General features: G+C 68.3%; 22 protein-coding genes. 16 read left to right on the top strand and 6 right to left on the bottom strand.

Annotation, left to right across the window (positions count from 1 at the left end; all coding sequences use genetic code 11):
- The 6 genes from xerD to J5F18_RS04380 all read left to right on the top strand — a co-directional run.
- Positions 1-824 (top strand): site-specific tyrosine recombinase XerD (gene xerD, locus J5F18_RS04355; RefSeq protein ID WP_346301099.1); only part of this gene is annotated, 824 nt, incomplete at its 5' end.
- 3 nt (positions 825-827) lie between these two features.
- Entirely contained in the window at positions 828-1,568 is a 741-nt protein-coding gene (locus tag J5F18_RS04360) for a DsbC family protein (RefSeq protein ID WP_346301100.1), read from the top strand.
- 139 nt (positions 1,569-1,707) lie between these two features.
- Positions 1,708-3,024 carry a homoserine dehydrogenase gene (locus J5F18_RS04365; RefSeq protein WP_346301101.1) on the top strand — a complete coding sequence of 439 codons (1,317 nt, stop codon included), beginning with the start codon at positions 1,708-1,710 and terminating at the stop codon, positions 3,022-3,024.
- Between the two features lie 3 nt (positions 3,025-3,027).
- Positions 3,028-4,416, top strand: a complete 1,389-nt coding sequence (gene thrC / locus J5F18_RS04370) for a threonine synthase (RefSeq protein ID WP_346301102.1) — start codon at positions 3,028-3,030, stop codon at positions 4,414-4,416.
- A 273-nt stretch (positions 4,417-4,689) separates the two neighbouring features.
- Positions 4,690-6,501, top strand: coding sequence for a DHH family phosphoesterase (locus J5F18_RS04375; RefSeq protein WP_346301103.1), 1,812 nt, complete (start codon positions 4,690-4,692; stop codon positions 6,499-6,501).
- Between the two features lie 3 nt (positions 6,502-6,504).
- A complete protein-coding gene (locus J5F18_RS04380) occupies positions 6,505-7,122 on the top strand; it encodes a YitT family protein (RefSeq protein WP_346301104.1) in 618 nt (205 codons plus the stop codon).
- Positions 7,123-7,125: 3 nt separating this feature from the next.
- Here J5F18_RS04380 and J5F18_RS04385 read toward each other — a convergent pair whose 3' ends face one another.
- On the bottom strand, positions 7,126-7,743 hold the full coding sequence (locus J5F18_RS04385) for a GspH/FimT family pseudopilin (protein WP_346301105.1): 618 nt from the start codon (positions 7,741-7,743) through the stop codon (positions 7,126-7,128).
- Positions 7,744-7,838: 95 nt separating this feature from the next.
- On the opposite strand from J5F18_RS04385, the gene thiO reads away from it, so the two are divergent.
- Positions 7,839-8,951 (top strand): glycine oxidase ThiO, encoded by a 1,113-nt coding sequence (gene thiO, locus J5F18_RS04390; RefSeq protein ID WP_346301106.1) that lies wholly within the window; start codon positions 7,839-7,841, stop codon positions 8,949-8,951.
- A 94-nt stretch (positions 8,952-9,045) separates the two neighbouring features.
- Here the strand turns inward: thiO and J5F18_RS04395 are convergent, their stop codons facing one another.
- Positions 9,046-9,318 (bottom strand): PP0621 family protein, encoded by a 273-nt coding sequence (locus J5F18_RS04395; protein WP_346301107.1) that lies wholly within the window; start codon positions 9,316-9,318, stop codon positions 9,046-9,048.
- Positions 9,319-9,455: 137 nt separating this feature from the next.
- On the opposite strand from J5F18_RS04395, the gene J5F18_RS04400 reads away from it, so the two are divergent.
- Positions 9,456-11,087, top strand: a complete 1,632-nt coding sequence (locus tag J5F18_RS04400; protein ID WP_346301108.1) for an NAD+ synthase — start codon at positions 9,456-9,458, stop codon at positions 11,085-11,087.
- Positions 11,088-11,154: 67 nt separating this feature from the next.
- On the opposite strand, the gene J5F18_RS04405 is transcribed toward J5F18_RS04400, so the two are convergent.
- Both J5F18_RS04405 and J5F18_RS04410 read right to left on the bottom strand, forming a co-directional pair.
- Positions 11,155-11,385 carry a CopG family transcriptional regulator gene (locus J5F18_RS04405; protein WP_346301109.1) on the bottom strand — a complete coding sequence of 77 codons (231 nt, stop codon included), beginning with the start codon at positions 11,383-11,385 and terminating at the stop codon, positions 11,155-11,157.
- Positions 11,372-11,497, bottom strand: a complete 126-nt coding sequence (locus J5F18_RS04410; RefSeq protein ID WP_346301110.1) for a hypothetical protein — start codon at positions 11,495-11,497, stop codon at positions 11,372-11,374. The genes J5F18_RS04405 and J5F18_RS04410 overlap by 14 nt, the downstream gene beginning before the upstream one ends.
- Here J5F18_RS04410 and J5F18_RS04415 point away from each other — a divergent pair.
- Positions 11,468-11,644 (top strand): hypothetical protein, encoded by a 177-nt coding sequence (locus J5F18_RS04415; RefSeq protein ID WP_346302281.1) that lies wholly within the window; start codon positions 11,468-11,470, stop codon positions 11,642-11,644. The two genes, J5F18_RS04410 and J5F18_RS04415, sit on opposite strands and share 30 nt — an antisense overlap.
- 207 nt (positions 11,645-11,851) lie before the next feature.
- Here J5F18_RS04415 and J5F18_RS04420 read toward each other — a convergent pair whose 3' ends face one another.
- Positions 11,852-12,673 (bottom strand): outer membrane protein assembly factor BamD, encoded by an 822-nt coding sequence (locus tag J5F18_RS04420; RefSeq protein ID WP_346301111.1) that lies wholly within the window; start codon positions 12,671-12,673, stop codon positions 11,852-11,854.
- A 140-nt stretch (positions 12,674-12,813) separates the two neighbouring features.
- On the opposite strand from J5F18_RS04420, the gene rluD reads away from it, so the two are divergent.
- From rluD to ilvN, 5 genes are all read left to right on the top strand, one after another.
- Positions 12,814-13,773 carry a 23S rRNA pseudouridine(1911/1915/1917) synthase RluD gene (gene rluD, locus J5F18_RS04425; RefSeq protein ID WP_346301112.1) on the top strand — a complete coding sequence of 320 codons (960 nt, stop codon included), beginning with the start codon at positions 12,814-12,816 and terminating at the stop codon, positions 13,771-13,773.
- Positions 13,774-13,795: 22 nt separating this feature from the next.
- Positions 13,796-14,551 carry a peptidoglycan editing factor PgeF gene (gene pgeF, locus J5F18_RS04430; RefSeq protein ID WP_346301113.1) on the top strand — a complete coding sequence of 252 codons (756 nt, stop codon included), beginning with the start codon at positions 13,796-13,798 and terminating at the stop codon, positions 14,549-14,551.
- Positions 14,552-14,828: 277 nt separating this feature from the next.
- On the top strand, positions 14,829-17,411 hold the full coding sequence (clpB, locus tag J5F18_RS04435) for an ATP-dependent chaperone ClpB (protein WP_346301114.1): 2,583 nt from the start codon (positions 14,829-14,831) through the stop codon (positions 17,409-17,411).
- 512 nt (positions 17,412-17,923) lie between these two features.
- Entirely contained in the window at positions 17,924-19,648 is a 1,725-nt protein-coding gene (locus J5F18_RS04440) for an acetolactate synthase 3 large subunit (protein WP_346301115.1), read from the top strand.
- Positions 19,648-20,139: an acetolactate synthase small subunit gene (gene ilvN, locus J5F18_RS04445; RefSeq protein ID WP_346301116.1), complete on the top strand. Its 492-nt coding sequence runs from the start codon at positions 19,648-19,650 to the stop codon at positions 20,137-20,139. Before J5F18_RS04440 ends, ilvN begins: the two co-directional genes overlap by 1 nt.
- A gap of 81 nt (positions 20,140-20,220) precedes the next feature.
- On the opposite strand, the gene ilvY is transcribed toward ilvN, so the two are convergent.
- Positions 20,221-21,108 carry an HTH-type transcriptional activator IlvY gene (gene ilvY / locus J5F18_RS04450; protein WP_346301117.1) on the bottom strand — a complete coding sequence of 296 codons (888 nt, stop codon included), beginning with the start codon at positions 21,106-21,108 and terminating at the stop codon, positions 20,221-20,223.
- A gap of 172 nt (positions 21,109-21,280) precedes the next feature.
- Between ilvY and ilvC the strand changes: the two genes are divergently transcribed.
- Positions 21,281-22,297, top strand: a complete 1,017-nt coding sequence (gene ilvC, locus J5F18_RS04455; protein ID WP_346301118.1) for a ketol-acid reductoisomerase — start codon at positions 21,281-21,283, stop codon at positions 22,295-22,297.
- A gap of 167 nt (positions 22,298-22,464) precedes the next feature.
- Positions 22,465-23,340 (top strand): CDP-diacylglycerol--serine O-phosphatidyltransferase (gene pssA, locus J5F18_RS04460; RefSeq protein ID WP_346301119.1); only part of this gene is annotated, 876 nt, incomplete at its 3' end.

The following is a 23,340-nucleotide window of genomic DNA, read 5'->3' on the forward strand; positions in this document are numbered from 1 at the left end:
ATACCCTGGCGGCCTATCGCCGCGACCTCGTCGCCTGGGCGGCGCGTCTCGCCGCGCGGGACGAGTCGCTGCTGGCGCCGGCGCCGGCCACGCTGCCGGCCTGGCTGGACGAGCGTCGCGAGGCGGGCTATCGGCTCACCAGCAACGCCCGGCTGCTCTCGAGCCTGCGGCGCTTCTATCGCTGGGCGCTGGAGACCGGGCAGCTCGCGCGCGACCCGCTCGCCGAGGTGCGCCTGCCGCGGGTGCGGCCGAGCCTGCCGGATACCCTGGAGGAGGATGAGGTGGAGCGGCTGATCGCCGCCCCCGATCCGGCCACTGACCTGGGCCTGCGCGATCGGGCCATGCTCGAGGTGCTCTACGGCGCGGGGCTGCGGGTCTCGGAGCTGGTCGGGCTGACCACCGACGCGGTCAACCTGCGCCAGGGCGTGGTGCGGGTGCGCGGCAAGGGCGACAAGGACCGCCTGGTGCCCCTGGGCGAGGAGGCGGTGGCCTGGCTCGAGCGCTACCTGCGCGGCGCCCGGGGGGGGCTGATGCGCGACGCCACCCGGCCGGCGCTCTTCCCGGGGCGCGGCGACCGGTGCATGACCCGCCAGGCGTTCTGGTATCGTATCAAGGCCCATGCGCGCGCCGCCGGGATCGAACGGCCGCTGTCGCCCCATACCCTGCGCCATGCCTTTGCGACCCATCTGTTGAATCATGGTGCCAACCTGCGTGTCGTACAGCTGCTGCTCGGTCACAGCGATCTCTCGACCACGCAGATCTATACCCATGTGGCGCAGGCGCGGCTCGAGCGCCTGCATGCCGATCATCATCCCAGAGGCTGAACCATGACGAATGCGATCCGGACCCTCCTTTCGGGCCTGCTGGCCACGACCCTGGCGGTGCCGCTGCTGGCCCAGGCCGATCCGGCCCAGCAGCTGGCCGAGCGCCTGGCGGTGAGCGGCCAGCCGATGCCGGTGGCGAGCGTGCGTGCCACCCCGGTCGAGGGCTTCTACGAGGTGCGCCTGGAGACCGGCGAGCGCTTCTACAGCGACGCCGAGGGCCGCCACTTCCTGGTCGGCGACCTCTACGAGAACGGCGAGCAGGGGCTGGTCAACCTGACCGAACAGGGGCGCAACGCCGAGCGCGCGGAGCGCCTGGCCGAGGTGCCCGAGGCGCAGCGGGTGATCTTCCGCGGCGCCGGTGAGAGCCGCGCCGAGGTGGTGGTCTTCACCGACACCACCTGCCCCTACTGCCGCCAGCTCCACGAGGAGGTGCCGCGGCTCAACGAGCTGGGCATCGAGGTGCACTACCTGGCCTTCCCGCGTACCGGCATGAACGCCCAGGGCGCCCGGGTCCTCGAGCAGATCTGGTGCGACGCCAACCCCAGTGAGGCGATGAGCACGGCCAAGCGTCAGGAGTCGCTTTCCGGGACCACCGACTGCGACAATCCGGTCGAGTCGCAGTATCATCTGGGCATGGAACTGGGCGTCCAGGGCACGCCGGCCATCGTGCTGCCCGACGGGCGCCTGGTGCCGGGCTACGTGCCGGCCGAGCGCCTGGCCGCCATGCTCGGCATCGAGGGCTGAGAGCCCGCGAGCCGCACACGACAGACACCGGCCCGAGCCGGTGCGGCGGCCTGCCCCGGGGCAGGCCGCATCCGCTGAGACAGGGCGCCTGGACACAGCGTCTGGACACACCAAGAGACACGCGAGCAGGAGCAAGACATTGAAACCGGTGAGAGTAGGAATCTGTGGGCTGGGTACCGTCGGCGGCGGTACCTTCAACGTGTTGACGCGCAACGCCGACGACATTGCCCGGCGGGCGGGACGGCCGATCGTCATCGAGCAGGTCGCCTACCGCACCCCCAATCCGGAGTGCGACCTCACCGGCCTCAAGACCACCGCCGACGTCTTCGAGGTGGCCACCAACCCGGACGTGGATGTGCTGGTGGAGCTGATCGGCGGCTATGACGTGGCCCGCGAGCTGGTCCTGACCGCCATCGAGCACGGCAAGCATGTGGTCACCGCCAACAAGGCGCTGATCGCGGTACACGGCAACGAGATCTTCGAGGCCGCCCACGAGAAGGGGGTGATCGTGGCCTTCGAGGCCGCAGTGGCCGGCGGCATCCCGGTGATCAAGTCGCTGCGCGAGGGCCTCGGCGCCAACCGCATCGAGTGGGTGGCCGGTATCATCAACGGCACCGGCAACTACATCCTGACCCATATGCGCGACGAGGGCCGCGCCTTCGAGGACGTGTTGGCCGAGGCCCAGGCGCTGGGCTATGCCGAAGCCGATCCCACCTTCGACGTCGAGGGCATCGACGCCGCCCACAAGCTGACCATCCTCGCCTCCATCGCCTACGGCGTGCCGCTGCAGTTCGAGAAGGCCTTCACCGAGGGCATCTCGCGGGTCACCGCCGAGGACGTGGAGCAGGCCGACAACCTGGGCTTCGTGATCAAGCACCTGGGCATCTCCAAGCGCACCGACCAGGGCCTGGAGCTGCGCGTGCATCCGACGCTGATCCCCAAGGAGCGGCTGCTGGCCAATGTGCACGGGGTCAAGAACGCCATCGCCGTGATGGGCGACGCCGTGGGCCCGACCCTCTACTACGGCGCCGGCGCTGGGGCCGAGCCCACCGCCTCCTCGGTGGTGGCCGATATCCTCGACGTGGCCCGCGACATCACCACCGACCACCACTACCGGGTGCCCTACCTGGCCTTCAGCGGCATAGACGAGGACGTCAGCCAGCTGCCGATCATGCCCATGGAGGAGATCATCTCCGCCTACTACCTGCGGCTGCTGGCGGTGGACCGTCCCGGCGTGCTGGCGCGGGTGGCCACCATCCTCGCCGAGCAGGGCATCTCCATCGAGGCGATCATCCAGAAGGAGGCCACCGAGGGCGAGCTGGTGCCGATCATCCTGATGACCCATCGCACCCTCGAGAAGCACATGAACGAGGCGATTCGCCAGATCGAGGCCATGGCCGACATCGCCGGTCCGGTGACCCGGATCCGCGTCGAGTCTCTGGACGAGCAGGAATAACCGATGCGCTATATCAGTACCCGCGGGCAGGCGCCCGCGCTCTCCTTCGAGGAGGTCGTGCTCACCGGCATGGCCAGCGACGGCGGCCTCTACGTGCCGGAGACCATTCCCCGGCTCTCGGCCGACGACCTGGCCGCCATGGCGGGCCTGTCGTACGCCGAGATCGCCTTCCGGGTGATGCGGCCCTTCGTCAACGGCGAGGTCGACGACGACACCTTCCGCGGGATCGTGACGGAGGCCTATGCCACCTTCAGCCACGATGCGGTGGTGCCGCTCAACCAGCTCGACGCCAACCACTTCCTGCTGGAGCTCTTCCACGGCCCGACGCTCGCCTTCAAGGACGTGGCCCTGCAGCTGCTGGGGCGGCTGCTCGACCACTTCCTGAAGAAGCGCGGCGAGCGCGCGGTGATCATGGGCGCCACCTCCGGCGACACCGGCTCGGCGGCCATCGAGGGGTGCCGCCACTGCGACAACCTCGATATCTTCATCCTCCACCCCTACCAGCGGGTCTCGGAGGTGCAGCGTCGCCAGATGACCTCGGTGCTGGCGGACAACGTCTTCAACGTTGCCATCGAGGGCAACTTCGATGACGCCCAGGCCATGGTCAAGGCGAGCTTCGCCGACCAGTCCTTCCTGAACGGCACCCGCCTGGTGGCGGTGAACTCCATCAACTGGGCGCGCATCATGGCCCAGATCGTCTACTACGTGGCCGCCGCCGTGGCCCTGGGCGCCCCCCACCGCAAGGTGAGTTTCTGCGTCCCTTCGGCCAACTTCGGCAACGTCTTCGCCGGCTACATGGCCTACCGCATGGGCCTGCCGGTGGAGCGCTTCGTGATCGCCACCAACGCCAACGACATCCTGCACCGCACCCTGGCCGCCAACGACTTCTCGAAGCAGGAGCTCAAGGCGACCCTGGCGCCCTCCATGGATATCGTGGTCTCCTCCAACTTCGAGCGCCTGCTGTTCGAGGCCTACGAGCGGGACGGCGGTGCCGTGGCGGCACTCCTGGAGCGCTTCCAGGCCGAGCCCGCGGCACTCGCCGAGGCGCCCCTTGCCAAGCTGCGCGAGCTGTTCGCCAGCCATAGCGTGGACGATGCCACCATTCTCGAGGTGATCCGCGAGGCGCACCACCGCACCCAGGAGATCCTCGACCCCCACACCGCCACCGGCTACCGCGCCGCCGAGCGCGCGCGGGGCGAAGCGAGCGTGCCGATGGTGACGCTCGCCACCGCCCACCCGGCCAAGTTCGCCGAGGCGGTGGTCAAGGCGGGTTTCCCGGGCGTGCCGCTGCCGCCCCACATGGACGACCTGCTGGAGCGGGAGGAGCGCTATACCGTGCTGCCGGCGGAGCTTGCCGCGGTGCAGCGGTTCGTGGTCGAGAATCGCCGCTGAGCCGCATGGCTTTTGTACAGCGCCCTCGCGTCGCACGGGAGCTATTGGACTCTTCGTGGACTGGCGTGAAATTGCCTAGTGGGAGCTCGGGTTTCCCCGAGCGAATGGCGCCGCAGGCGCCTTGGCAGTGTTGTTGGCGTTAGCGCCTTCAGCCGAGGAGTCCTTTGGCCTCCATTCGCCCGGCACAGCCGGCCTCCCACGGTGCAGCTCCCGCGGCACAGATTCACGCCACTGAGTGAGGCACCGCTTTCCAGCCAATCACAGGAGTCTGGCTTGAACGCCGCAAGCGACCCCATCGATCTGAGTGAGCGCCTGAGGCCGCGCATCCTGCCGCGCCCCCGGGACGCCGCCCTCTATGCCCGAGCCCAGCGCGAGGGGCTCTCCGAACTCCAGGCCCGGGTCCTGGCGGGGCGGCTTGCCGGCTACGATGGCGAACTCGCCCCCCTGGTCTCGCCCAGCCTGCGCCACCTGGCCCACCCCGACAGGCTCGCCGATGGGCGCCGCGCCGCCGAGCGCATCGCCCGGGCGGTGGTCGAGGGCGAGCAGATCGGCATCCTTACCGACTACGACGTGGACGGCATCACCTCCCACGTGGTGATCCGGCGCACCCTGCACGAGCTGTTCGGCGTGCCGGAGGCGAGGCTGCACAGCCTGATCGGCCACCGCATCCATGACGGCTACGGCATCAGCCTGCCGCTGGTGGAGCGCACCCTCGCGCTCTCGCCGCGGCCCAGCCTGGTGATCACCGCCGACTGTGGCAGCTCCGATGAGCCGCGCATCGCCCGCCTGGTCGCCCAGGGCATCGACGTGGTGGTCAGCGATCACCACGCCCTGCCGGTGGAGGGGCCGCCGCCCTCGGCCCACGCCGTGGTGAACCCCACCCGGGATGACTGCAGTTATCCCGACCCCACCATTGCCGGCTGCCTGGTGGCCTGGCTGGTGATGTCGCTTACCCGCGGCGTGCTGATCGAGTGGGGTGCGCTCCCCGAGGCCACGCCGAAACTCTCGCCCTGGCTCTCCTATGTGGCGCTGGGCACCGTGGCCGACTGCGTCTCCCTGGGGGGAAGCCCCGCCAACCGTGCGGTGGTGACTCACGGCCTGGCGCTGATCAACCGCATGGAGGCCGCCTGCTGGCGCGCCATGGCCCAGCGCCTGGGGGCCGACAGCGTGCCCTTCAGCGCCGAGACCCTGGGTTTCCAGATGGGCCCGCGGATCAACGCCCGCTCGCGCCTCGATGATCCCTATGCGGCGCTGCACTTCATGCTCGCCGCCGATGACGGCACCGCGGCGCGGCACCTGGAGACGCTCGATCAGGACAACCAGTCGCGCAAGGCCATCGAGGCCGACATGGCCGAAGAGGCGAAAGCCCTGGCGCTGCCGGCCCTGGCCGCCGACGAGCCGGCCGTGGTGGTCTTCCTCGAGAGCGGCCATCCCGGCGTGCAGGGCATCGTGGCTTCGCGGCTGGTGCAGGCCTTCGGCCGCCCGGCCCTGGTGCTGACCCCGGCCGCCGCCCCCGGCATGCTGACCGGCTCCGGGCGCTCCATCGACGGCCTGCACCTGCGCGACGCCCTGCAGCGCACCTTCGAACTGGCCCCGGAGGCGCTGCCGCGCTTCGGCGGGCATCGCGGCGCCGCCGGGGTCGGCGTGCCGCAAGACAGGCTGGCGGCCTTCAAGGCCGCCTTCCTGCAGGCGGTGGACGAGCAGCTCGGCGGGGCGGCGCTCTACCCCAAGGTCCTCACCGATGGCGCCCTGGCCCCCGAGCAGCTCGGCCTGGCGACCCTGGGCGAGCTGGAGGCGCTGGGGCCCTACGGCCGCGAATTCGAGGCGCCGCTCTTCCAGGGCGACTTCCGGGTGGAGGCGCTGCGCCCGGTGGGCGCCGACGGCACCCACCTGATGCTGGAGCTCTCTCTGGGCGCCGCCAGCCACCGGGCGATCTGGTTCCGGGCGCTGACCCCGGGGGAGATGCCCGCCTTCGGCGTCGGCGACCGCCTCGCCTGTGCCTACCGCCTCAACCGTAACCGCTGGCGGGGGCGCGAGTCGCTCCAGCTGATGGTGGAGCACGCCGCCCCCCTGACCCGAGACTGAGCCATGGATCTTCCGGAACGGCCCACCGACCCCCATCACCACTACGAGGACCTGATGGCGCTGCTGATCGGCACGCTGTTCGTGGCCCTGGGGGTCACCCTCTACAGCCAGGCCCTGCTGCTGACGGGCAGCACCGCGGGCATGGCCTTCCTGCTGCAGTACGCCAGCGGTTGGTCCTTCGGCGTCTGGTTCTTCCTGATCAACCTGCCGTTCTACTGGCTGGCGATCCGCCGCCTGGGCTGGTCCTTCACCCTGCGCACCTTCGCCGCCATCGGCCTGGTGTCGCTGTTCTCGGAGCTGACCGGACGCTGGATCGTGATCGAGGCGGTGGCGCCCCTCTACGCCTCGCTGATGGGCGGCTGCCTGATCGGCATCGGCATGCTGGTGCTGTTCCGCCACCGCGCGAGCCTCGGCGGGGTCAATATCCTGGTGCTCTACCTGCAGGACCGCCACGGCTGGCGCGCCGGCTATGTGCAGCTCGGCATCGACGGCGTCATCATGCTGGTGGCGCTGGCCCTGCTGCCCATGGAGCGGGTGGGCCTCTCGGTGCTGGGGGCCGTGGCCCTCAACCTGATCATCGCCCTGAACCACAAGCCAGGGCGCTACATGGGCGTCAGTTGAGCCTCAGCAGGTGGGCCGATCCTCCTCCGGTACCCGGACTCGCCCCATGTTGTTGACGATGATCTTGACGCCCTCGCCGTGACGGCCGCAGATGGTGAAGGTGCCGTTGTGGCCGCGGCTCCAGCCGGTGGACTGGTAGCGCATCGGGTAGTCGCGGTTGAAGGTGACGGAGGGGCCACCGCTCGGCTCCAGCACCCGCAGCACCTCGACCCCGGCCAGGTCGCCGCCGGTGGCGTGGCCATCCAGCACCACGATGGGCAGGCTCCAGTCCTGTTTCTCGCACTGTGTCGCGTTGGTGTGCTCGACCGGGCAGAGGGCGATCACCTGGCGGCGGGTGACGGCGGTGTTGCGGGCCAGCGCCAGGGCGCTCTTGAGGCGCATCACCTCGGCGGCCACCTCGTTGCGGGCGCTGAACTGCCGATAGCCGGGGATCGCAGTGGTGACAAGGATGGCGAGCACGGCGATGGCCACGATCAGCTCGATCAGCGTCAGGCCCCGCTGGCGAATGGCCACCGGGCCCGCTGCCCCCGCATCGAAGACCGAAGGCTTTGCCTGGCGCTGGACTCTGCCGGTAGAGTAGTGGCCGGCGTGGTCGGAACGGTGTGCTTTTGCAGGGCCCATCTTGCCCTCCCTGAGCGGATTCCCTGACCTTGGGTGGTCCCTTCTACCCTAGCCAAGCCCCGGCGCTCCTCTGTCAGCGAAAATGGATACGTCCTGTGAGTGAATTTCTTGTCGTGGGTGGCGGCGTTATCGGCATGATGACGACGCTGCAGCTGGCCGATGCCGGCCATTCGGTGACCCTGGTCGAGCGCGGCCCGTGCGGTCGTGAATCCTCCTGGGCCGGCGGCGGGATCGTCTCGCCGCTCTATCCCTGGCGCTATGGTCCGGCTGTGTCACGGCTATCCGGCTGGTCCGAGGGCTCCTACCCCGAGCTGGCCCGGCGCCTGAGGGACGAGACCGGGGTCGACCCGGAGTACCGCCAGGCGGGGCTGCTCTACCTGCGCGTGGACGACGAGGCTCGCGCCCTGGCCTGGGCCCGGGAGGTGGGCAAGCCGCTGGAGCGCGTCGACGCCGACTTCCTCTATGCCCGGGAGCCGGCCGTGGCGCCGGGCTTCCGCGAGGCGCTGTGGATGCCGACCCTCGGCAGCCTTCGCAACCCGCGATTGGTGCGGGCGCTGCGGACCCGGCTGGCGGCCATGCCCCGGGTCACCCTGCGCGAGGGGGCCGAGGTCAGGGGGTTCGAGGTGGCCGGCGGCCGGGTGCTGGCGGTGCAGACCAGCCAGGGGCCGATGGCCGCGGGGCAGGTGGTCGTGTGTGGCGGGGCCTGGACCGCCGGGCTGCTGGAAACGGTGGGGGTGTCGCTGCCGGTGCGGCCGGTGAAGGGGCAGATGATCCTGTTCAGGGCACCGCCGGGCCTGGTGCGGCGGGTGGTGCTGATGGACGGCCGCTACGTCATCCCCCGCGCCGACGGCCGCGTGCTGGCCGGTTCCACCCTGGAGGAGTGCGGTTTCGACAAGTCCATCGACGCCGAGGCGCGGACCTCGCTACGCGAGAGCGCCCTGGCGATCGTGCCGGCCCTGGCCGACTGCGAGGTGGAGCACCATTGGGCGGGCCTGCGCCCGGGCTCGCCTGACGGGGTGCCCTTCATCGGTGCGGTGCCGGGTATCGACAACCTGTACGTGAACGCCGGCCACTACCGCAACGGCCTGGTGCTGGCGCCGGCGGCGACGCGGCTGCTGGTGGACCAGCTGCTGGGCCGCGAGCCAATCCTCGACCCGGCCCCTTACCGGCTGGGGTCAAGGCTGTCGGAAATGCCCCAACAGTCTTGATACGGCAGGGGCTGTTCCGTCGATAATCCTGCTCGGCGCTCGGCGCTCGGCGCTCGGCGCTCGGCGCTCGGCGCTCGGCGCTCGGCGCTCGGCGCTACTCCTTCTCGTTGGGTGGCTGCTCCTGCAGATAGCGGTCGCGATGGGCGCTGGAGCAGAACCACTCGCCCCGGTCGCGCAGGGCGTCGTTTTCGGGCACGTGCACCTTGCACCAGCTACAGCGTACCATCTGGCCGCCCTCCTGGCGGGTCTCGTCGCTCTCCAGCAGCTCCTCGCGGTCGAGCTTCCACTCCCGGTACATGCGGTAGAGCTTGAGGCCGGCGAAGAACAGCACGGCGAAGATGATCAGGCGGATGATCAAGAGGTTCATTCCGGTGGGGACTCCCAGGTGAGGGGCGGGTTGGCGTGGCCGGGGCTCACCGTGCAGATGGCGGGTCGGCTTTGCCAGCCGGCTGCCCTTGCGGGACAATGGGTGTATCCATCGATTCTCGAGAGATTTCCAAGCCCATGCAAGACCTGACGTTGGTGATGGCTCAGCTGGACCCGCTGGTCGGGGACATTCCCGGCAACACCGACCGCGCCATCGAGGCGGTGCGCGAGGCGCGCATCGAGCATGGCGCCGACATCGTGGTCCTCCCCGAGCTCTTCCTGACCGGCTATCCGCCGGAAGACCTGCTGCTGCGCCCCTCCATGGAGTCCCGCCTGCGCGATGCCCGCACCCGCATGGCCGAGAAGGTGGTCCGCGACGTGCTGGTGATCGTCGGCTACCCGGGCCGCCGCGAGGGCCGCACCTGGAACCTGGCCGGCGTGCTCTACAACGGCGAGTGGCTCGGCGAGTATGCCAAGCAGGCGCTGCCCAACTACCAGGTGTTCGACGAGCAGCGCTACTTCGCCGCCGGCAGCGAGCCCCTAGTGCTGGAGCACCAGGGGGCGAAGCTGGGCCTGCTGATTTGCGAGGACCTCTGGGACGAGGCGCCGGCGCGCCAGGCCAGGGAGGCCGGTGCCCAGCTGCTGGTCAGCCTCAATGCCTCGCCCTTCCACCAGGACAAGCCCGCCGAGCGGCTGCGCCTGCTCGAGGAGCGGGCCGCCGAGGTGGGCCTGCCCATCGTCTACGTCAACATGATCGGCGGCCAGGACGAGCTGGTGTTCGACGGCGGCTCCGCCTGCGTGAACGCCGCCGGCGAGCTGATGGTCCAGGCCCCCCACTGGCAGGTGGGGCTGATGCCGGTGCAGTTCGTGCGCGAGAAGGGCGGCTGGGTGCCCCGGCCGGGCGAGACCGAGCCCGACGTCTCGCCCGAGGAGAACCTCTACTGTGCCCTGGTCACCGGCCTGCGCGACTACGTCAACAAGAGCGGCTTCCAGGGGGTGGTCCTGGGGCTCTCCGGGGGCATCGACTCGGCGCTGTCGCTGGCCATCGCCGTGGATGCGCTGGGCCCCCAGCGAGTGCAGGCGGTGATGATGCCCTATCACTACACCGCGGATATCTCCCGGGAGGATGCCGCTCGCCAGGCCGAGATGCTCGGCGTCCACTTTGATGTGCTGCCCATCGAGCCCATGGTGGAGGCCTTCATGGGGACCCTCGCCGGTGTCTTCGAGGGTACCGAGCGCGACACCACCGAGGAGAACCTGCAGTCGCGCTGTCGCGGCGTGCTGCTGATGGCCATCTCCAACAAGAAGGGCCTGATGGTGCTGACCACCGGCAACAAGAGCGAGATGGCGGTGGGCTACGCCACCCTCTACGGCGACATGGTGGGCGGCTACAACGCCCTCAAGGACGTCTACAAGACCTGGGTCTACCGCCTGGCCCGCTGGCGCAATACCCAGTCCCCGGCGATCCCCGAGCGGGTCATCGAGCGCCCGCCCTCCGCCGAGCTCGCCCCCGGCCAGCAGGACAGCGACTCGCTGCCCGACTACGACACCCTGGACGCCATCCTGGTGTGCTACATCGAGGGGGACATGAGCGCCGAGGCGATCATCGAGGCCGGCTTCGACCGCGACGACGTCTACCAGGTGGTGCGGCTGGTCGACCGCTGCGAGTACAAGCGCCGCCAGGCGCCGGTGGGCGTGCGGGTCACCCGCCGCGGCTTCGGCCGCGACCGCCGCTACCCCATCGTCAACGCCTGGCAGCCGGGGGAATAGCCCGTCGGGCAGCGCCCAGCCAGCATGGCCGGCACTGCCCTTGGACGGCGCCGGCTCGCATTGGCCTTCAGTGGGAGCCGTGCTGCTCCAGGCGTTCGGCCAGCCAGATCTTGATGATCGACTGCCGCGTGACGCCCAGGCGTGCGGCCTCACGGTCCAGAGAGTCGAGCATCCAGAGGGGGAAGTCGACATTGACGCGTTTCTGCTCCCTGAGCGGGCGCTTGGCCTGCGTCAGGTCGAGTTCGTCGAGGATGTCGTCGCCATCATCGAAGCGAGTATCGAGCTCACGGGCCTTCATAGAGTGCTACCTCGCTGCGGCGTGAACGTCGGATCGAGATCAAGCGGATTCGTTTGTCTCGGTAGGTAATGATGCCGGACCAATGCTTCCCGTCGATCCGCCCGATGACCACGAAGCGGGGCTCATCGGTGGCTTTTGTCGGAATCTCCAGCAGGTCCGGATCTTCCTAGAGCCGTTGGGCATCGACAAAGTCGATACCGTGTTTGTGCCGATTCGCTTCGCTCTTGTGGGGATCGAATTCAAAGGTCGCCATGTGTAAAAACTATACCCTTTCTATACAGGATGAAAGGGGCTCGCCGGGATGAAGCCGGCTGGCATCCAGCTGCCCGGTGACGGCGGTAGACGTCGAGGAAGAAAACGAAAACCCGCCGGCGTTGATATCCGGCGGGTTTTTCGTAGGCGCCAGCCTCAGCATCATCCTGCGGCGCTCGGCGCTCGGCGCTCGGCGCTCGGCGCTCGGCGCTTCTTACGCCGAGATCGACTGGGCGCTGACATGCCTCGGCTGGAAGGTGCGGCCGCGCAGCTGCTCGTGGCGCGGTGCGTTCTCGATCAGCACCTCGAGGACCTCGCGGGCGCGATCGCGCATCTCCAGGCCCAGGTACCCTTCGACCATCACCGCCAGGGCGTCGCGGGTCGCCTCGCTCTCCGGGTAGTTCTCGATCACCCAGCGGCCGCGTTCCACGGCGGCCAGGTAGGCGCCGCGGCGCAGGTAGTAGTCGGCCACGTGCAGCTCATGGCGGGACATCAGGTTGCGCAGGTAGACGATGCGTTGCTGGGCGTCTGGGGCGTATTGGCTGTTGGGGTAGAGGCGCACCAGCTCGCTGAAGTCGGTATAGGCGTCGCGGGAGGCGCCCAGGTCGCGCTTGGAGATGTCGATCAGCCTCAGGCGCTCGAGGCTGAAGCGGCCGGCCTGCCAAGCCGCCAGACCACGCATATAGAGGGCGTAGTCGGCCTGGGGGTGGCTCGGGTGCAGGCGGATGAAGCGGCTGGACGCGGCCCGGGTGGCCTCCCAGTCGCTGGACTCGTAGTAGGCGTAGATCAGCTCCAGCTGCGCCTGCTCGGCGTGGTTGCCGAAGGGGAAGCGGGTGTCCAGGGCCTCGAGCCGGGTGATGGCCGCGGTGAAGTTGCGCCGCTCCAGGGAGCTGCGCGCCTCTTCGTAGAGTTCGCGCTCGGCGATGCCGGCGAACTCGTCCTCTTCCTCGGTGGAGCCGTTGCTGGCACAGCCCACCAGCAGGCTGGAGGCCAGCAGCAGGGCCGCAAGACGAACGGTGGGGCGGAAAACGCGCATCGTGATCCTCGTGGCAAACAACGCGGACAGGCCGTGATAGAATCGACCGAAACCCGCCCACTATAAAGCACTGCACGGCAAAACGCAGTCCTCGGGCGGTGCCTCGATCCACCACCCTGCTGACTGGCAGCCCCTCGCCCATGCCCCAGACCCTGGAAGCCCAGCAACGCGTTCCCGATGCCATGGCCGGACTGCGCCTCGACCAGGCCGCCGCCGACCTCTTCGCCGACTACTCCCGCGAGCGCCTCAAGGCCTGGATCAAGGCCGGCGACCTGACCCTGGACGGGCGTCCCGCCAAGCCCAGGGAGAAGGTCTACGGCGGCGAGTGGCTGCGGCTCGCCACCGAGATCGAGGAAGAGACCCGCTTCGCGCCCGAGGCTATTCCCCTCCAGGTGGTGTACGAGGATGACGAGGTGCTGGTGGTCGACAAGCCGGCGGGCCTGGTGGTGCACCCGGCGGCGGGCAATCCCGACGGCACCCTGCTCAATGCCCTGCTGCATCACTGCCCGGCCCTGGCCGGCGTGCCGCGGGCCGGCATCGTGCACCGCCTGGACAAGGACACCACGGGGCTGATGGTGGTGGCCAAGAGCCTGGCCGCCCAGGCGGCCCTGGTGGCGCAGCTCCAGGCGCGCACGGTCTCCCGGGAGTATGACGCGGTGTGCGTGGGGGTGATGACCGCCGGCGGCACCCTGGACGCCCCCATCGGCCGACACCCCAAGGATCGCAAGCGTCAGGCGGTGACGGCCTCCGGCAAGCCGGCCGTGACCCACTACCGGGTGGTGGAGCGCTTCCGCGCCCATACCCACGTGCGCTGTCGGCTGGAGACCGGCCGCACCCATCAGATCCGCGTGCATCTGGCTCACCTGCGCTATCCGCTGGTGGGGGACCCGGTCTATGGTGGCCGGCTCAAGCTGCCGCCCGGCGCCGCCGAGCCCCTCAAGGAGATCCTGCGCGAGTTCCCGCGCCAGGCGCTGCATGCCCGCCGGCTGGCCTTCGTGCACCCCGGCAGCGGCGAGCGGGTGACCTTCCGTTCGTCGCTGCCAGATGACCTCCTGATGCTGCTGGATTACCTGCGTGACGACCACGCGACCATGCGCTGAGCCCTGGAGCGAGGAGATGTCGATGAGCGATGCCCCCGACCTACGGCCGAGCCTGATTCTGCCCGACTGGCCGGCGCCCACCTCCGTGGGCGCCTTCGTCACCACCCGCGAGACCGGTCCCAGCCAGGGCGTCTTCGCCTGCTTCAACCCGGCGGAGCATGTGGGCGACAATCCGGACCATGTGGCGCTCTGTCGGCGGCTGCTGCGCAAGCAGGTCGACGATGAGCGCCCGCTGCTGTGGCTCAACCAGGTGCACGGCGCCCGGGTGCAGCAGCACTTCGAGTCGACGCTGCCCGAGGCCGATGCCGCGGTGGCCGTCGACCATGACTACGCCTGCGTGGTGCTCACCGCCGACTGCCTGCCGGTGTTCCTGTGTGACCGGCGGGGCAGTCGGGTGGCGGTGGCCCATGCCGGCTGGCGAGGGCTGGCCGGCGGCGTGCTTGAGGCGACGGTGGCGGCGCTGGGTGTGCCGCCGGAGGAGCAGCTGGCCTGGCTGGGTCCGGCCATCTCCAACGCTCAGTTCGAGGTCGGCCCGGAGGTGCGGCAGGCCTTCACCGGGGTCCACCCCGAGGCCGCCGAGGCCTTCGATCCCAGTCCCTATCGCCTGGGCCACTACATGGCCGACCTCTATCGCCTGGCGCGCCTGCGCCTGGAACGCCTTGGGGTGTCGCATATCAGCGGTGGGCACTTCTGCACCGCCTGCGAGCCGCGCTTCTACTCCCACCGTCGCGATGACGGGCGCACCGGACGCATGGCCAGCGTGATCTGGTTGCGCTGAAGCGAGCGCCCAGCTACGAGCGCCTAGCGCCTAGCCGGAAGGCAACGGGCAGCGGGCTTTCTTCGTCGGCGCGACAAATGACAGTGGCATCATCCTGCGGCGCTAGGCGCTAGGCGCTAGGCGCTAGGCGCTAGGCGCTAGGCGCTAGGCGCTAGGCGCTAGGCGCTAGGTCCAGACTTGAAAGCCGGCCTGCCTGACGCCATTGATGGTGTCAAGACGATTCGACAGGGTCGAGCGGTGCGTCCGACCGCGCCGCGCCCCCGATGGAGGAAGTTTCATGCGTTTCGACAAGTTCACCGCCAAGCTGCAGAACGCCGTGGCGGACGCCCAGTCCCTCGCCGTGGGGCGCGGGCATAATCAGCTGGAGCCCGGCCACCTGCTGCTGGCGCTGCTGGAGGCCACCGACACCGGCGTGAAGGCGCTGGTGCAGAAGGCCGGCGGCGACGCCGCGCGGCTGCGCGATGCCCTGACGGGCCATCTCGACGACCTGCCCAGGGTCGCCCAGTTCGACGGCGAGGTGCAGCCCTCCCGCGACCTGATCAAGCTGTTCAACCTCACCGACCGCGAGGCCCAGAAGCGCGGCGATCAGTACATCGCCAGCGAGTTGGTGCTGCTGGCCGCGCTGGAGCTGGGCCACGCGGTGACCAAGCTGCTGACCCAGGCGGGGGTGACCCGCAGGGCCCTGGAGACCGCCGTGGAGAGCGTGCGCGGCGGCGAGCGGGTCGAGGATCCCAACGCCGAGGACCAGCGCGAGGCGCTGGAGAAGTACACCCTGGACCTCAACGAGCGCGCCGCCAGCGGCAAGCTCGATCCGGTGATCGGCCGCGACGATGAGATCCGCCGCACCATCCAGGTGTTGCAGCGGCGTACCAAGAACAACCCGGTGCTGATCGGCGAGCCCGGGGTGGGCAAGACCGCCATCGTTGAAGGACTGGCCCAGCGCATCGTCGATGGCGAGGTGCCGGAGGGTCTCAAGGACAAGCGTGTGCTGTCGCTGGACATGGGCGCGCTGCTGGCCGGCGCCAAGTTCCGCGGCGAGTTCGAGGAGCGCTTGAAGTCGGTGCTCAAGGAGCTGGCCCAGGAGGAGGGGCGGGTGATCCTGTTCATCGACGAATTGCACACCATGGTCGGCGCCGGCAAGGCCGAGGGCGCCATGGACGCCGGCAACATGCTCAAGCCAGCGCTGGCCCGCGGCGAGCTGCACTGCGTGGGCGCCACCACCCTGGACGAATACCGCAAGTATATCGAGAAGGACGCCGCACTCGAGCGCCGCTTCCAGAAGGTGCTGGTGGACGAGCCCAGCGAGGAGGACACCGTGGCGATCCTGCGCGGCCTCAAGGAGCGCTACGAGGTGCACCACGGCGTCGATATCACCGACGGGGCGATCATCGCCGCGGCCAAGTTGTCGGCACGCTATATCACCGACCGCCAGCTGCCCGACAAGGCTATCGACCTGGTCGACGAGGCCTCCTCGCGGATCCGCATGGAGCTCGACTCCAAGCCCGAGGAGATGGATCGCCTCGATCGCCGGCTGATCCAGCTCAAGATGGAGCGCGAGCACCTCAAGAAGGAGACCGACGAGGCCTCGAAGAAGCGCCTGGAGAACCTGCAGGAGCAGATTGACGAACTGGAGCGCGAGTACGCCAACCTGGACGAGATCTGGAAGGCCGAGAAGGCCAGCATCCAGGGAGCGGCCCAGTTCAAGGACGAGCTCGATCGGGTTCGGGTGGAGCTGGAGCAGGCACGACGCCAGGGCGATCTCGCCCGTATGTCGGAGCTGCAGTACGGGGTGATTCCCGAACTCGAGAAGAAGATTGCCGAGGCCGGCGAGGGCGAGGCGGACACCTCCGGCCACAAGCTGCTGCGCTCCAACGTCACCGAGGAGGAGATCGCCGAGGTGGTCTCCCGCTGGACCGGCATCCCGGTGGCCAAGATGCTCGAGGGCGAGCGCGACAAGCTGCTGCGCATGGAGGAGGCGCTGCACGAGCGGGTGATCGGCCAGGAGGAGGCGGTGACCGCGGTGGCCAACGCCGTACGGCGCTCCCGCGCCGGCCTGGCCGACCCCAATCGGCCCAACGGCTCCTTCCTGTTCCTCGGCCCCACCGGGGTAGGCAAGACCGAGCTCTGCAAGGCGCTGGCCAGCTTCCTCTTCGACACCGAGGAGGCCATGGTGCGCATCGACATGTCGGAGTTCATGGAGAAGCACTCGGTTGCGCGGCTGATCGGCGCCCCGCCCGGCTATGTGGGCTACGAGGAGGGCGGCTACCTGACCGAGGCGGTGCGCCGCAAGCCCTACTCGGTGCTGCTGCTCGACGAGGTGGAGAAGGCCCATGCGGATGTCTTCAATATCCTGCTGCAGGTGCTCGAGGATGGCCGCCTCACCGACGGCCAGGGGCGCACGGTGGACTTCCGCAACACCGTGATCGTGATGACCTCCAACATGGGCTCGGACATCATCCAGCACCTGGGTGGCGATGAGGCGGACTACGCGCAGATGAAGAGTGCGGTGATGGAGGTGGTGGGCCTGCACTTCCGCCCCGAGCTGATCAACCGCATCGACGAGGTGGTGGTGTTCCATGCCTTGGGCCAGGACCAGATCCAGGCCATTGCCGGCATCCAGCTCGATCGCCTGCGCGCACGCCTGGCCGAACACGGCCTCGGCCTCGAGGTCAGCGACGAGGCCATGGCGCAGCTCGCCGTGGTGGGCTTCGACCCGGTGTTCGGGGCGCGGCCGCTGAAGCGGGCCATCCAGTCGCGGCTCGAGAACCCGCTCGCCCAGGACCTGCTGGCCGGCCGGTTCGTGCCGGGGGATGTCATCCACGTGGAGGCCGAGGGCAGCCAGCTGGTGTTCCAGAGCTGAGGAGAACAAAGCGTTACGCAGATGCCCGGCTGTGTGTCCGGCAACGGACTACACTATTGTCAGGTTGCGTCCTGTAACCCCCTTGCCCGCCCGGTGTCCCACCCGGCGGGCTCTTTTAGATTCCCGCGCGTCGATTTTGCCCCTCTGGGCGCGATCATCGCCCAAAACCTGCCCCCAGCGGTTGACACCCTTGCAGTGCTAATGGAATCTTGGCCCTTCCTGATTTGCGGGCGCGGAACACTGCGGGCAACCCCCCACCCCCGCGCGAAGGGTAGGCCGCAGGGCCTCTACCCGCCGAAGGACTTCCGAGACCGGGCCAACCGCCCGGCTCGGCCAACGCCCCGACGCGGCGAACCGCCGCGATGAGAGTGCTGGCCCTATCCGGGTCAATCAACGCCAGGGTTTGGCATCAGGTGCCGGCGTGACCGGCAGCGGCATACCGCCGCACTCGACCCCGCGTGCCCCATTCGGCACGCGGATCGCACTCGAGACCTCCAGGGGAGATACATCACGTGGAACTGCTTTCCGGCGCGGACATGATTGCCCGCTTCCTGCAGGATGAGGGCGTCGAATACATCTATGGTTATCCAGGCGGGGCGGCGCTGCACATCTACGACGCCCTGTTCCGTCAGGACAAGGTCAAGCACATCCTGGTACGCCATGAACAGGCTGCCACTCATGCCGCCGACGGCTATGCCCGGGCCTCCGGCAAGCCCGGCGTGGTGCTGGTGACCTCGGGGCCCGGCGCCACCAACGCCGTCACCGGCATTGCCACCGCCTACATGGACTCCATCCCGATGGTGGTGCTGTGTGGCCAGGTGATGAGCCACCTGATCGGCGACGACGCCTTCCAGGAAACCGACATCATCGGCGTGACGCGTCCCATCGTGAAGCACAGCTTCTCGATCAAGCACCCGACCGAGATTCCCGAAGTCCTCAAGAAGGCCTTCTATCTGGCCTCGACCGGCCGTCCCGGTCCGGTAGTCGTGGACATTCCCAAGGACATGACCGCGCCCACCGAGCGCTATGAGTACGTCTACCCGAAGAAGGTCAAGCTGCGCTCGTACAACCCGGTGACCCGCGGCCACACCGGCCAGATCAAGAAGGCCGTGGAGCTGATGCTCAAGGCCAAGCGCCCGGTCTTCTACACCGGCGGCGGCGTGGTCACCGGGCGGGCCAGCGAGGGGCTCACCGATCTGGTCAAGCGCCTGGGCTATCCCATCACCACCACCCTGATGGGTATCGGCGCCTATCCGCAGAGCGATCGGCAGTGCCTCGGCTGGCTGGGTATGCACGGCTCCTACGAGTCCAACATGGCCATGCACCACGCCGACCTGATCATCGCCATCGGGGCGCGCTTCGACGACCGGGTGACCAACAACACCTCCAAGTTCTGCCCCACGGCCAAGATCATCCATGTGGACATCGATCCGAGCTCGGTCTCCAAGACCGTGAGGGCCGATGTGCCCATCGTCGGGCCCGCCGGCAGCGTGGTCAGCGAGATGATCAGCCTGATGCAGGGCAAGGAGATCGCCCATCCCGAGGCGCTGGCCGAGTGGTGGCAGAAGATCGATGGCTGGCGCGAGGAGCGCCGCGGCAAGCTCTACGAGGCGTCGAAGCCCGGCGAGTTGATCAAGCCCCAGGAGGTGATCGAGGCGCTGTGCCGGGTGACCCGCGGCGAGGCCTATGTGACCACCGACGTGGGCCAGCACCAGATGTTCGCGGCCCAGTACTACATGTTCGACAAGCCCAACCGCTTCATCACTTCCGGGGGGCTCGGCACCATGGGCTTCGGCTTCCCGGCGGCCATGGGCATCAAGCAGAACTTCCCGGACGAGCAGGTGATCTGCGTGACCGGCGAGGGCAGCTTCCAGATGATGATGCAGGAGTTGTCGACCTGTAAGCAGTTCGGTGGCGGGGTGAAGATCGTCAACCTCAACAACGCCTCCCTGGGCATGGTGCGCCAGTGGCAGGACCTGAACTACAAGTCCCGCCACGCCCACTCCTACATGGAGTCGCTGCCCGATTTCCAGAAACTGATCGAGTCCTATGGCTTCACCGCCCTGCGGGTCGAGACCCTCGAGGAGCTCGAGCCGGCGCTGGAGCGCGTCTTCGCCGACAAGCACGAGCTGGTGTTTCTCGACGTGGTGGTCGACCCCCACGAGCACGTCTATCCGATGCAGGTGCCCCTGGGCGCCATGCGTGACATGCTGCTTTCCAAGACGGAGCGGACCTGATGCGCCATATCATCTCGATTCTGATGGAAAACGAACCGGGCGCCCTGTCTCGCGTGGTGGGGCTCTTCTCCCAGCGTAACTTCAACATCGAGACGCTGAACGTGGCGCCCACCGAGGACGAGACCCTGTCGCGCCTGACCGTGACCACGGTGGGCGATGACCGGGTGATCGAACAGATCACCAAGCACCTCAACAAGCTGATCGACGTGGTCAAGCTGGTGGACCTCACCGAGGGCAACCACATCGAGCGTGAGCTGATGCTGGTGAAGGTCAAGGCGCTGGGCGCGGCCCGCGACGAGGTCAAGCGCACCGTGGACATCTTCCGCGCGCAGGTCGTCGACGTCTCGCCGAGCCTCTACACCGTGCAGATCACCGGCGATGCCGGCAAGCTGGACGCCTTCCTGCAGGCCATGGCCCCGGTGGGCATCCTGGAGGTGGCGCGGACCGGGGTGTCGGGGATTGCCCGTGGCGACAAGGTGCTCGCCCTCTAGGCGGATGTGGCCGTTCGCATCGTGCCGAATCACAGGGCCGCCCTTCGGGGCGGCCCTGTCGTTGGGGCGCGCCGCCTGGGCTCAGCGCTCCTGCACCTCGTCCCAGAGGGCGCGGATCAGCGGGCTCCTGAGCCGGCGCTCCAGCACGCAGAGCCCGACGTCGTAGTGGGGCAGCTCCGGCTTGACCGGCAGCACCCGCACCCGCTCCTGGAGCGGACTGTTGTCGAGCACGATCTTGGGCACCACGCCGATGCCGAAGCCGAGTCCCACCATGCTGACGATCGCCTCGTGGCCCGCCACCTGGGCGTAGATGGTCGGGGCGACCCCGAGGGCGCGGAACCAGGTGTCGGCAAACTCCCGCGACAGGCCAGCCTCGGAGAGGATCATCGGCACCTCCCGCCACTGCTCGGCGCGGGGTGACTCCGGGGTAGTGGGAATCCAGGACGCCGACTCACGGGGGGCAATGAACACCAGAGGGGCGCGGGTCAGCGACTTGAAGGCCAGCGCCTCGGGAACGCGGCGTGGGCGGGGAGTGATCGCCATGTCCTCCTCGCCGGCCAGCACCCGCGCCATGGCCTCGGCGGGGTCGCCGGTGTGCAGCTTGAGTTCGATCCCGGGGTGGTGGAGGCGAAACTCGCTGAGCAGCTCGTAGAGGAAGCTGTAGCTGGCGGTCACCGAGCAGTAGACGCTGATCTCGCCGGTCAGCCGCTGGGCCTCGCTCATCAGCGACAGCCGTAGCTGCTCCCACTGTTCGAGGGCCTCCCGGGCGTAGGTCAAGAAGGCCTCGCCCTGGCGGGTCAGCGCCACATGGCGGTTGTCGCGCTCGAAGAGGGCCACGCCCAGGCTGGCCTCCAGCTGGCGGATCGAGCGGGAGAGGGTCGAGGGACTGACGTGGCAGGCATCGCTGGCGCGACCGAAGTGCAGGGCCTCCGCCAGGGCCAGGAAGTGCTTGAGGGGGCGCATGTCCATGGGGAGAGTATTGCACAATCCGGCATGAGTCGTTGCAAATATCGCGTTTTACGCAATGGGTGGGCTGGCGTATGGTGTCCCCATCGGATGCCGCGAACCCAGTCCCGCGTCAGACGGGGCGGTGGCCATCGACGCTGACACTTCCACCTATCGACGTTCCAGGAGCACGACCATGCACGTGTATTACGACAAGGATTGCGACCTCTCCCTCATCCAGGGCAAGAAGGTCACCATCGTGGGCTACGGCTCTCAGGGCCACGCCCATGCCAACAACCTGAAGGAGTCCGGCGTCGACGTCACCGTCGCCCTGCGTGCCGATTCTTCCTCCGCCGCCAAGGCCGAGGCTGCGGGCCTCAAGGTCGCCAGCGTGCCGGAAGCCTGCAAGACCGCCGACGTGGTGATGATCCTGGCGCCGGACGAGAACCAGAAGGCGATCTACGAGAACGAGGTCGAGCCGAACCTGAAGGAAGGCGCTACCCTGGCGTTCGCTCACGGCTTCAACATCCACTACAACCAGATCGAGCCGCGTAAGGACCTGGACGTGATCATGATCGCGCCCAAGGCTCCGGGTCACACCGTGCGCTCCGAATTCGTCAAGGGCGGCGGTATCCCCGACCTGATCGCCATCCATCAGGACGCCTCCGGTACCGCCAAGGAGCTGGCGCTCTCCTACGCCGCCGGCGTCGGCGGTGGCCGCAGCGGCATCATCGAGACCACCTTCAAGGACGAGACCGAGACCGATCTCTTCGGCGAGCAGGCCGTGCTGTGCGGCGGCGCCGTGGAATTGGTCAAGGCCGGTTTCGAGACCCTGACCGAGGCGGGCTATGCCCCGGAGATGGCCTACTTCGAGTGTCTGCACGAGCTCAAGCTGATCGTCGACCTGATGTACGAGGGCGGCATCGCCAACATGAACTACTCCATCTCCAACAACGCGGAGTATGGCGAGTACGTGACCGGCACCGAGGTGATCAACGAGCAGTCTCGTGAGGCCATGCGCAACGCCCTGAAGCGCATCCAGACCGGCGAGTATGCCAAGATGTTCATTCAGGAAGGCAACAGCAACTACCCCTCCATGACCGCGCGTCGGCGTCTGAATGCCGAGCACGAGATCGAGATCGTGGGGGCCAAGCTGCGCGGCATGATGCCGTGGATCGCCGCCAACCAGCTGGTGGACAAGTCCAAGAACTGATCCGCTATCGGTTCTCGTGGCACACAGGGGGGCGCGGATTACCGCGCCCCCTTGGCGTATTGGCAGGGAGGCAACGGGGCGGTGAGCGGCGTTGTGGGGGCGCGGTGGGAGTGTAGAATGAGAGAGCGCCCCCAGGGGCGACCTCATTTCGGCAATGGACGAGACGCATGAGTCAGGACCCCCGCAATACCGAGCACGACCCCGCCCGGCAGGATGCCGGGCCGGCCGGCAAGGCGTCCCAGGAGCGGGTGCCACCGGCCGAGGAGGATCTGGCCGCTGTCTTCCTGCGTGAGACCGAGGTGGTCGAGGAGGCCGTGGAGGACGGCAAGAAGGTTCGTCGAAAGGGGATCTATCTGCTCCCCAACCTCTTCACGACCTCGGCTCTGTTTGCCGGCTTCTTTGCGGTCGTGGCCGGTATCAACGGCGACTTCACCGCCGCCGCGGTGGCCATCTTCATCGCCATGGTGCTTGACGGCCTGGATGGCCGGGTGGCGCGTATGACCAATACCCAGAGCGCCTTTGGTGCGGAATACGATAGCCTCTCGGACATGCTCTCCTTCGGGGTGGCGCCGGCCCTGGTGGCCTTCACCTGGATTCTCCAGGACATCGGCAAGACCGGCTGGGTGGTGGCCTTCCTCTACGTGGCCTGCGCCGCCCTGCGCCTGGCCCGCTTCAATGTGCAGATCGGCAGCGTCGACAAGAAATGGTTCATCGGGCTGCCCAGCCCCTCGGCCGCGGCACTGGTGGCCGCCAGCATCTGGACCTTCCACAGCTTCGATGCCGATGCTTTCGGCTTCAAGCTGCTGATGCTGTTTATCGTCGCTGCGGCCGGCGTGCTGATGGTCAGCAATATCCGCTACTACAGCTTCAAGGAGGTGGACCTCAAGGGGCCGGTGCCCTTCGTGGTCCTGCTGGCCATCGTGCTGGGTTTCGTGGTGATCTCGATGCAGCCCTCGGTCATGCTGCTGCTGCTGTTCGGGGCCTATGTGGCCTCCGGACCGGTGATGGCGGTGTCACGCAAGATGAAGCAGCCCCCGCCTGCG

Source organism: Halomonas sp. BM-2019 (assembly GCF_017584085.1).